We start from the raw sequence: 1,489 nt of genomic DNA, 5'->3' as shown, positions 1-1,489 counted from the left end.
TGGCTGTCTGCGTGTCCACCGTCACCGTCAGCGGGGCGGAATGGCTGACGTTCCCGGCTTTATCCTCCACCATCACCGTCAGCGTGTAGCCGCCGTCACCCCACGGCGCTGTCGGCGTAAAGCTCCATCCGCTTGCGCCCTTAATCGCGTCAAATGTGCTTGTCACCCCTCCATGTTCCACGCTCACCATCACGGAGACAGCATCTACATCAATATGTTGTAGAATAAACTTAGGTTGGGTACGGTGGGTCAGCTCATCACCCTGAGTGCCGGTATCATCCTTACTATCTAACTCAATAGTCGGTATCGACAAGGTAGTATCGATAGTAAATTCCAGCATCTGCGTGATGGTGTTGCCCGCCTTGTCGGTCGCCTCCACCTGCAGGGTGTATTTCCCATCCTTCACGTCATCTGGCCAGGTATAACCCCAGGTCCCTGCCGCGCCCTGCGTTGCCTTAACCCATGTCGTGCCACCGTCGATGCTCAGGCGTACCGAATTCACATCTTCCGGCACCGTTACACGGAACTGCGGGTGGATGTCATTGGTCATATTATCGCCAACGACGCCACTGTCATTAACCAGTTCGATCTTATTGATCGTGATGTCGGTATCGACTGTGACCGACAGTGGCGCAGAATAGCGAATATTACCCGCCTCATCTTCCACTTTCACTGTCAGTGTATAGCGACCATCACCCCAGACGTTGTCCGGCGTGAAATGCCAGCGGCCATCCGTGCCTCGGGTTGCCGTCAATACCTCCTTGATGCTGCCATGCTGGATTTCTACCGTGACGAAGCGCGCATCTGAGTCAATATTGCCCAGTAAAAATGTCGGTTTATTAACGTTGGTCAGATCATCGCCTTTGGTTCCGCTGTCATCCGCGTTGTCCAGCGTGATGGTCGGGACCAACAGGGTGGTGTCAACGGTAAAGTCCAGCGTCCGCGTCGCCGTGTTGCCCGCCACGTCGGTGACTTTCACAGTCAGCGTGTGTACGCCGTCAGTGATGTCTGTTGTCCAGTTGTAATCCCAGACACCTGCCGACGTTTTATTCGCATCCACCCACGTCTTGCCGCCGTCAATGCTCAGACGTACAACGTTCACATCTTCCGGCACCTCTATCCGGAACTCCGGACGCAGAGCGTTGGTCAGGTTGTCATCCGGCACGCCGGTATCATTGACCAGTACAATGTTGTTAATCTCCGTCTGCGTGTCGATGGTCACTGCCAGTGGCGCGGACTGGCTGACGTTCCCGGCTCTGTCCTCGACTTTCACCGTCAGGGTGTAGTTGCCATCCACCCAGTCGCTGGCCGGCATGAATGTCCACTGTCCCCCGATCTGGGTCAGTTCCACCTCCTGGTTCGTGCCATTATGCGTAACCGTCACCACCACCCGGCTCGCATCCGTATCAATGCCGTTGATAGTAAAACCAGGCGTTTTTTCGTTGGTGATATTGTCGCCAGCCACACCACTGTCATTCGCGGTATCCAG

At 55.4% G+C, this 1,489-nt stretch carries 1 protein-coding gene; it reads right to left on the bottom strand.

Annotation, left to right across the window (positions count from 1 at the left end):
- Positions 1–1,489: Ig-like domain-containing protein (locus F4V61_RS21945; protein ID WP_211359259.1), on the bottom strand; the 1,489-nt coding region annotated here is incomplete at both ends.

Origin of the sequence: Salmonella enterica subsp. arizonae, from assembly GCF_008692845.1 — a bacterium.
Taxonomy (GTDB): Bacteria; Pseudomonadota; Gammaproteobacteria; order Enterobacterales; family Enterobacteriaceae; genus Salmonella; species Salmonella arizonae.
Note: the sequence above shows the minus strand (reverse complement) of the source record. Positions and strands in the feature narration are given on the sequence as shown.